This is a genomic window from Bartonella sp. AC329YNZD (genome assembly GCF_042196685.1).
GTDB lineage: Bacteria > Pseudomonadota > Alphaproteobacteria > Rhizobiales > Rhizobiaceae > Bartonella.
Window position 1 is genome coordinate 79757 of sequence record NZ_JBHIQS010000007.1, and the last position, 9250, is coordinate 89006.

Below are 9250 nucleotides of genomic sequence, written 5' to 3' on the forward strand. Positions count from 1 at the left end.
GATAAGTAGCCTTTAATAAAATTTCTTTTTAAGCAGGTTGTGGGTCTTTAGTGCCCTTTTTTTATTTTATTATTGCTATTTGTTTTAAATAGATCTAGCAAATTCTATTTAAAGTTTTTTGACACCGATAGATCAACGCTTATAAAGCGGTGGGGTTTTATTATAAATGCTTCAATCTCATAACAAACCACTGACATTACGCTCTCTGTTACAATCCTACCGTGATCATACAGAAAGTGCGCGCGATAGAGGAACTTCTTTTGAAAAGTTTGTAATTGCTTATTTGACGCAAGACCCTCTACAATGCCAAGAATACGAAAAGGTTCAAACCTATTGTGAATGGGCAAAAGAGCATGGGGAAGATGGGCGTGATATTGGCATTGATCTGGTTGCTAAAATTCGTGATGAAGAAGGATATGCCGCTATTCAATGTAAGTTTTATAGTGCAAATCATCAGATCAAGAAAGAAGATATTGATAGCTTTATTGCTGCCTCGGGAAAAAAGATCTTCACACGCCGTATTCTGGTTGATAGCACCGAAGGTAATTGGAGTAACAATGCCGATCTCACCTGTGAAGGACAAGGAGTCCGCATTCAACGGATTAATCTTTTTGATCTGGAAAACAGTCAAATAGATTGGTCAACCTTTGAAAGCAAAGGGGAAGCTACTCTTAAGAAAAAAGAACCAAAAAAGCTTTTAGATCATCAACAAGAAGCGCTTAAAGCTGTTTGTGACGGTTTACAAGAAGCAGACCGTGGCAAGCTGATTATGGCGTGTGGAACGGGAAAGACCTTTACCAGTCTGAAGATAGCAGAAGCTCTTGCTGGTCAAGGTAAACATGTTTTATTCCTTGTCCCCTCTCTTTCTTTAATGTCACAAACAATAAGAGAATGGACAGCAGATACAGAGATACCCTTGCGTTCCTTTGCGGTGTGTTCTGATACACAAGTTGGCAAGCGTCGTAAAGCCCAAGATGATGCTGCCGAACTCGATGTCTCGGATCTCGCTCTACCAGCAACAACAGATTCTCAAAAGCTTGGAGAAAAAGCCAATAAGGTTTCTCCTGATGCCATGACAGTGGTCTTTGCTACCTACCATTCGATACAAGTGATTTCGGATGCGCAAAAAAAGTATGATTTACCCGAATTTGATCTGATCATTTGTGATGAAGCACACCGTACCACTGGAGCTGTGTTAGGAACAGACAAGAGTGAATCTGAGTTTATCAAGGTTCATAATAATAGCCTTATTCGGGGCAAGAAACGTCTGTATATGACAGCAACACCTCGTATCTTTAGTGATAATGCCAAAAAACAAGCTAATGAGATTGATGCTGTTCTGGCTTCTATGGATGATGAAGAGCTTTATGGAAAAATCCTTTATTCTTATAGTTTCTCCCATGCTGTAAAAAATGGACTTTTAACGCCTTACAAGATTATCGTTTTAGGTGTTGATGAAGGAGAAGTGAGTAAATCTATCCAGCATCTGATGACAGATAAGAATTATGAACTTATTCTTGATGATAGAACAAAGATCATGGGTTGTTATCAAGCTCTTACCAAAATGGATCTGAAAATTGATCTTGGGGATGATACAAGACCCATGCATCGGGCTTTGGCTTTTTGTAGAGATATTGATACTTCTGAACGCATATGTAGAACATTCAACAATGAAGAAGTTAAGAAAGATTTACGTAATCTTCATGAAAACCATAAAAATATTCCCCTTCTTAACTGTCAAGCAGATCATATTAATGGAAAATCTGGTGCCAAAAACCGTACGATAAAACTTGATTGGTTAAAAGAAGATGCGGGTGAGAATGTCTGCCGTATATTAACCAATGTAAGATGCCTTTCAGAAGGTGTTGATGTTCCTTCCCTTGATGCGGTTATGTTTTTACACCCGCGTAAAAGCCAAGTGGATGTGATACAGGCGGTAGGACGTGTGATGCGTCGTGCAAAAGGCAAAAAGATGGGCTATATCATTTTGCCGGTTGGTGTTCCTGCTGGTGTTTCACCAGAAGAGGCATTAAAAAACAATAAGAGATACAGTGTTGTCTGGCAAGTTCTCAATGCTTTGCTTGCCCATGATGAGAATTTTAGTAAAACCCTTAACCAGATGGTCTTAGGGCAAGACGTAAGCTCTATCATCGACATTGTTACAGTTTCTAAAAAGACCGAATTAGAGAATGTCACCACGGTTATTGACGAAATCCCGCTCCACGAAAAATCAGAAAAATCCGGACTTTGTATTGGGACACAAGCTCATGAACCGCAACATAGTCATAGCGTAACAGGAAGATTACCCTTTTTTGTTGAGTTTCCCAATGCTCTCAAAACACTGATTGTTAAAAAATCTACTATGAGTGATTATTGGGGCATTTGGGCGAACAATGTTGCTGAGATTGCACAAAACCATATCACACGCCTTCAAACTCTGCTTTCTGATCAAACAAGCGGAGCTTATCATGCCTTTGATGCGTTTTATAAGGAATTAAAAAACAACTTAAACAGTGAGATAAAGCAAGAAGAAGCGATTGAGATGTTAGCGCAACATCTTGTAACGCGCCCCGTGTTTGAAGCTTTGTTTGAGGGCAATGAATTTGTGCAAAACAATGCCATTTCGCAAGCAATGGAAAAAATCTTAACAGAACTCGATAAAACCAATATTGAGGAAGAATCCAAAGAATTACAAGAGTTTTATGACAGCGTAAAGTTCCGTGCCTCTGGCATTACAGAACCACAGGCAAGACAAAATCTTATTATCAAACTTTACGAAGATTTTTTTACCAAAGCTTTTAAGAAGACAACGGATAGGCTTGGCATTGTTTATACCCCCGTTGAGGTTGTCGATTTTATCATTCATTCTGTTGATGATGTGTTGCGTAATGAGTTTGGAAAAAGCTTGGGGTCACGGGATGTCTCTATTCTTGACCCTTTCACTGGAACGGGTACCTTTATCACAAGGCTTTTACAATCAAATCTCATAAAACCAGAGGATATGGAATATAAGTTCCGTCATGATATCCATGCCAATGAGATTGTTTTACTGGCTTATTACATAGCAGCCATTAACATTGAATCGACTTATCATAGTTTGAAGAAAAGAGAGTATATTCCTTTCAAGCATATTGGCTTAACCGATACGTTTCGAATGCTTGAAAAGCAAGATCTGATGAAAGGTTTACTAGAGGAAAACAGTGAATATTTAGAACTTCAGAAAAACCTCAATATTGAAGTTATCTTCGGCAATCCTCCTTATTCCGTGGGGCAAAAAAGCGAAAATGATAATGCAAAGAACAGTCCTTATCCCATATTAGATGAACGTATCCGTAAAACTTATGCTGCTCAATCGAAAGTAACGAATATACGAGCACTTTATGACAGCTATATCCGTGCCATTCGTTGGGCAAGTGACCGTATTAGTAATGCTGGGGTAATAGGCTTTGTTTCTGGTTCTGGTTACATAGAAAAGCCAACAATGGATAGCTTACGAAAATCTTTAGCCAAAGAGTTTACGAGTATTTATGTGCTTAATTTACGGGGGGATCTTCGCAAAAATATGTTAAGCAATGGAGTTGCTCAAGAAGGTGAAAATATTTTCGGCAATGGTAGTATGACGGGTATTGCGGTAACGCTATTTATCAAAAATCCCAATGCTTCTGGAGATTGTAAAATTTACTATCATGATATTGGTAATAATTTCACGACAAAAGAAAAACTTACAGCTCTTGAATACTTTGGTAGTATTGATGGCATTACACGTGAACAAAGTTGGCAAATAATCACGCCGGATGAACATGGTGATTGGATAAATCAACGTGATGAGAGTTTCAAAACATTCCTAGCCCTAGGTGATAAGAAAAGTCATGGTAAAAAGCTGTTTGAAAATTTTTCTCGCGGTATTATGACGAGTCGTGATGCTTGGACATACAACTCAAGCCCTGAAGCTCTAGCGAAAAACATGAGTAATATGATTGCCTTCTATAACAGTGAAGTGGAACGTTTTAATGATACTTATGCACACACTGACCGTAAAATACATACCAATGTTGTAAATAATTTTGTAAATTCAGATGAAAGTAAGATAAGTTGGAGCCGTGGACTTAAACAAGAGTTGACAAAAGGAAAGTTTTTTGAATTTGAAGAGACATGCCTCATACCAAGTCTGTATCGTCCTTTTACACAACGATGGCTTTATTATAATCGTACCTTCAATGATATGGTTTACCAAATGCCGCGGATATTTCCTATAGAAAAAGCGGTTGAAAATAAAGTGATACAAGTTTCTTCTGTAGGAGCAAGAAGTGGATTTTCTATCTTGATGTCTAAAAATGTACCTGATGTGAGTGTAATAGATACAGGTCAATGCTTTCCACGCTATATTTACAAAGATGATACGGTTTCAAAAAGTAAAAATGAAAAACAATCCCATTTATTTTTAATTTCTACAGAAGAAAGTAAAACAGCTGGTTTACAGAGGCGTGATGCCATTACTGATGAAGGATTAGCACATTTTAAAGCTGCTTATCCGAATGAAATAATCACTAAAGATGATTTGTTCTATTACGTTTATGGTCTTTTGCATTCGGAAGATTACCGTGCTCGTTATGCTGATAACCTCTCTAAAGAATTGCCTCGTATCCCTTGTGTAAAGAATGCTGAAGATTTTTGGAAATTTGTGACAGCAGGACGTGAATTGGGTCATTTGCACGTGAATTATGAAACTGTAGAACCTTATCCCGTGACCTTTAAAAAGGGTAATCCAAAATTAACTGACATCTCTAATCCCGAAAAATTCTATTATGTAACTGAAATGAAATTCGCAAAAGCAGGTAAAGAGAAAGATAAAACCACTGTTATCTACAATAGCAATATCATCATGACGGATATCCCTCTTGAAGCTTATGAGTATATCGTCAATGGTAAACCCGCTCTTGAATGGGTTATGGGGCGTCAATGTGTAAAGACCGATAAAAAGAGCGGCATTGTCAATGATGCCAATCGCTATGCTGTTGAAACCATTGGCAATCCTGCCTACCCTATAGAGTTATTTCAAAAGGTTATTACCGTAAGTTTAGAAACAATGAAAATCGTAAAAAAACTACCAAAATTGGAAATAAGAGAAACTGAATAACTTATAAAGCATGCTCACATAATGGGTATGCTAAATTCACAAGGGGTATAGAGCTTATAACCATAATCTATACCTCTCTTGTTAAGTTGATTAGATACAATCTCAAAAAGACAGTTTATATGCGTTATTCTAAAAAGAAGAAACTTGCACTTTTAGATACTCTTATTTGGATTGCTTTAAGACTTTTAAGAAACCCTATCTAAAGTGAATTAGATTTTTTTACATTGCCTTTAAAAGATTATACCGTAATCTAAAATGATAGCTTTATTTAAAGAGAGCTATGTATATTCATTTTCTTATATTACTTATAGGTTTTGTAGGTTCTTAAAACCCCCAAAACACCTACAAAACCCTCTTAAATATATATTAAAGGTTGTATTTATGTTTTGTGTTTAATATAGGTTGTTTATTTAGATCATTAACGCATTGAAATATAATAATTTTTATTTTTTATTGAAAAAAATATATAAAAGGGGCGTAAAAAGCACCTCCAAAAACCCCTAAACCTCCAAAACTCATAACCATAATGGTCTTGATAGTATTTCATATGAGTTACAAACTATCTTTTGAAAGGCTTTAAAGGAGCATATGCTTTTCATAAAGCACATTTTAATCACTCACTAAAATAATCTATTTTGTCGGTTCAATTTACTGACACATAACTGACAAATATATATTATGAATTGAATTTATGCGTTGTCTTTTAATAAAGGTTGCATCATTAAAATTATAACCTATTGAAATATAATGTTTTTAATTTTCTCTCATTTAAAAAAAATAATAGAGGGTCTAAAAAGAACTGACAAAGCTGACACAACTGACAAAAGCCTATTAAAAGGGATTTTACTGATCTCTATAATTATCAATCTCTCTTTAGATATTTTCATAACAAGCAATAAATCACAATTATTCTATTTATCGCTTCTCTTATGAAAATGAAAAATGATGCCATGGCTATAAAACATATAACAGTTATAAAGAATGCGTAAAAACAGTAGCTTTATTTGAATAAAGCAAAAATGCAAATGAATGCGTTGGTTATAAGAGCGCGGTGCATATTAAGGTTGTTTAAATTAGAGCCCCTTATAAACAAAATTCACAAAAAAATTAAAATTCATTTAGTGACAAAATTGATAGGTTATAAAGTTTAAAATATGCATTATGAGAGCGTTTCTAAATATTATAAATGTATAGATTCAAAAAATACGCAGTCGTTTCACAAAGACCGTAATATAGCTTTAAAAGCACATAAATATAAAAGAAGCAATTAATAGGCATAAGATATTATCAATACATAACGTATTTAAAAAATACAAAAAAATATCAAAAAAGATAAAGTATTATTTGACAATAAATACGTATTTTGTTATATAAATAATCAAGTGATTAACAAACACTAAAACAGATAGCGAAGAGGTTACGATAAACCTAATCCTGTTATAAAAACTGACTATCTTTTATGCTTTTGTTAGCATATATGATGATTATGTCGGGTGTAGCTATGTTATACAATACCCTTCGCGAGGGAAAAGCATAGCAACGGACTATCTGCCGTGTTTGTTAGCGCCCGGCGCCCTTATGGGCTGTCAATAACAAACTTTTAAACAGATAGGTTTTAAATATGACAAATTCAAAAAACACCCCCGTTATCTCTTCCATTTCAAATGAAACTGCATCTGTTAATAAACAACAGCCTGCAAAAAAATATGAACTTACTAATGAAAACCGCGTTGTTAACGGTGTGACTTTACACCGCATTAAAGCTTTAAGAGATTTTGATGATGTTAAAGCTGGGAACCTCGGCGGCTTTATCGAAAATGAAAGCGATCTATCCCATGATGGCAATTGCTGGGTTTATGATGATGCTATGGTTATCCAAGCAAGCGTTTCCGAAAATGCAAAAATACGCAATAATGCCTGTGTTGTGAATTATGCTAGGGTTTATGGTAATGCTGTGATTAGTGATAAGGCATGGGTTTTGAGTGATAAGGCACATGTTTATGACAATGCAGTCATTAATGGCAATGCAAAAATTGGTGGCTATGTTTTTGGCAATGCCGTTGTGAGTGATAATGCCGTTATTACTGAGGGGGCTCTTATTTACGATAATGCCCATGTATATGAAAATGCTCAAGTGAGTGGGCTTGTGTTTAATGATGCCCATGTCTACGGTAAATCACGCCTTGCTGCGTGGTCAAAAGCTTATGGCAATGCTCATGTTTTTGATAAGGCTATAGTTTATGATGGGAGCAATATTTATGACAATGCCAAGGTTTTTGGCTCGGCGCGTGTTGGTCCTTTTGCAAAAATTCATGATAATGCTCATGTGAGTGGAAAAGCACAAATTTGCCAATTTACAACGATTTATGGCAATGCTGTGCTTAAAGAAAATAAGAAATTTTCTGAAGATGTCTGTGGTGCTGATCAGGATATAAATAAAGTTGCGTAAATAACGCGCGGGCGCGGCGGGGGCGCCCCTCTTTAAACATTTCATTCTAAAATTCAAATCTATTTATAAAGGAATTGTGCTATGCAAAAAAGTTTGCACTCACAAATGAGACACGTGTATTTAATAATCAAACTCTTTATTGCATTCGGGCTTTAATAGATTTTGATGATGTCAAGGCTGGTGATTTAGGGGGCTTTATTGAAAGTGAAAACAACCTCTCGCATGATGGCAATTGCTGGGTCTATGATAATGCTCTTGTTTTAAATCCTGCCCATATTTATGAAAATGCCAAGGTTTTTAATAAGGCTATTATAATGGGCTTTGTTTATGGCAATGCTCATGTATGTGACCATGCCCGCGTTTATGCAAATGCTCATGTTTATGACAATGCGCATCTTTCTTATAATGCTTGGGTTTATCATCAGGCGCGGGTTTATGGCAATGCAAAAATCTCTGGTTATTTCATGGTCATAGGTAATGTCTATGGCAATGCAAGATTAAAAAGAGACAGTGATTTATATTGGGTTCCCATAAATTGTGAGGTTTATGAAAACGATACCGTTGTAAAGATTATTGAAAATAACGCTGCGTAAATAATGGCGCGGGCGCGGCGGGGGTGCCCCTCTCTCAATTTTCCATTCCAAATTTTATCAAACGTTTATCACATTAGATTGTGAGGGTATCTCTATGTGCAAAAAATATGAATTAACCAGTGAAATCAAAAAAATCAAACATGCTCTTACTCGAAATATTATAAGCCTTTATCGCATTAAAGCTTTAAAAGATTTTGATGATATAAAGGCGGGGTCCTTAGGCGGCTTTATTGAAAAGGAAGTTAACCTATCCCATGATGGTAATTGCTGGGTCTATGATGAGGCTTGTGTCTATGGTCATGCAAGGGTGTATGATGATGCAAAAATACGGCATTATTCGCAAGTCTGTGGTCAAGTTTATGGCAATGCTGAGGTCTATGGAAAAGCTTTTATCTCTCAATATGCTAAAGTTTATGACCATGCTTTTGTCTATGGCAATGCTCATGTTTATGGCAATGTTTATGGGTATGCTCATGTGAATGGTAGTGCCCGCATTCTTGCTGATGCTCATATTTATGACCATGCGCATGTTTCTTATGATGCTACGGTTTTTAGTTATGCACGCGTCTATGGTCATGCCAAGGTTTGTGGCTCTGCTTGCATTTATAGCCATGCAAAAGTTTATAATTATGCTGTTATTAATGGTCGTGCTAAAATTTATGGCAAGGTTTATGGAAATGCTTGTGTGAGTGGCTCTTGTGAGATTTATGGCTCTGTTTATGGCAATGCTAAAATCTCATATTGTGCAACGATCTGGGGGCGTGTTTATGGCAATGCAAAAATCAATAAAAAAAGCAAAGTAAGGTTGGTTCCAAAAAATTGTGAGGTATATGAAAGGGATAATGTTGTCAATATAACTGATAAAACAGAATAAAGAACGGCGTGGGGGGGCTTTTAATAGGATAACTCCATCATAAAAGATAGCATTCATAAAAGAAAGCCGTGCCAAGTGATATGACGCGGCTTTCAAATAACGATTATAATGATAAAAAATAATCATCCACAATGGAGTAATGAATGCATATATACAAAACGTATCATATTGCAAGCGCTCTATGAGAGATATGAAAA

The 9250-nt window shown here is 36.0% G+C and carries 4 protein-coding genes; all 4 read left to right on the forward strand.

What is annotated here, in order from left to right; translation table 11 throughout:
- Positions 1-166 precede the first annotated feature (166 nt).
- Entirely contained in the window at positions 167-5137 is a 4971-nt protein-coding gene (locus ACFIMW_RS05145) for a DEAD/DEAH box helicase (protein WP_375608397.1), read from the forward strand.
- 1621 nt (positions 5138-6758) lie between these two features.
- Positions 6759-7586, forward strand: coding sequence for a hypothetical protein (locus ACFIMW_RS05150; RefSeq protein ID WP_375608396.1), 828 nt, complete (start codon positions 6759-6761; stop codon positions 7584-7586).
- 74 nt (positions 7587-7660) lie between these two features.
- Positions 7661-8179: a hypothetical protein gene (locus ACFIMW_RS05155; RefSeq protein ID WP_375697385.1), complete on the forward strand. Its 519-nt coding sequence runs from the start codon at positions 7661-7663 to the stop codon at positions 8177-8179.
- A gap of 94 nt (positions 8180-8273) precedes the next feature.
- Entirely contained in the window at positions 8274-9053 is a 780-nt protein-coding gene (locus ACFIMW_RS05160; protein WP_375617359.1) for a hypothetical protein, read from the forward strand.
- Positions 9054-9250 lie beyond the last annotated feature (197 nt).

What these genes read in the sequence shown, in the direction of transcription:
- ACFIMW_RS05145 (WP_375608397.1), top strand. Translation starts at nt 167, where the DNA reads ATGCTTCAATCTCATAACAAACCACTGACATTACGCTCTCTGTTACAA.
- ACFIMW_RS05150 (WP_375608396.1), top strand. Translation starts at nt 6,759, where the DNA reads ATGACAAATTCAAAAAACACCCCCGTTATCTCTTCCATTTCAAATGAA.
- ACFIMW_RS05160 (WP_375617359.1), top strand. Translation starts at nt 8,274, where the DNA reads ATGTGCAAAAAATATGAATTAACCAGTGAAATCAAAAAAATCAAACAT.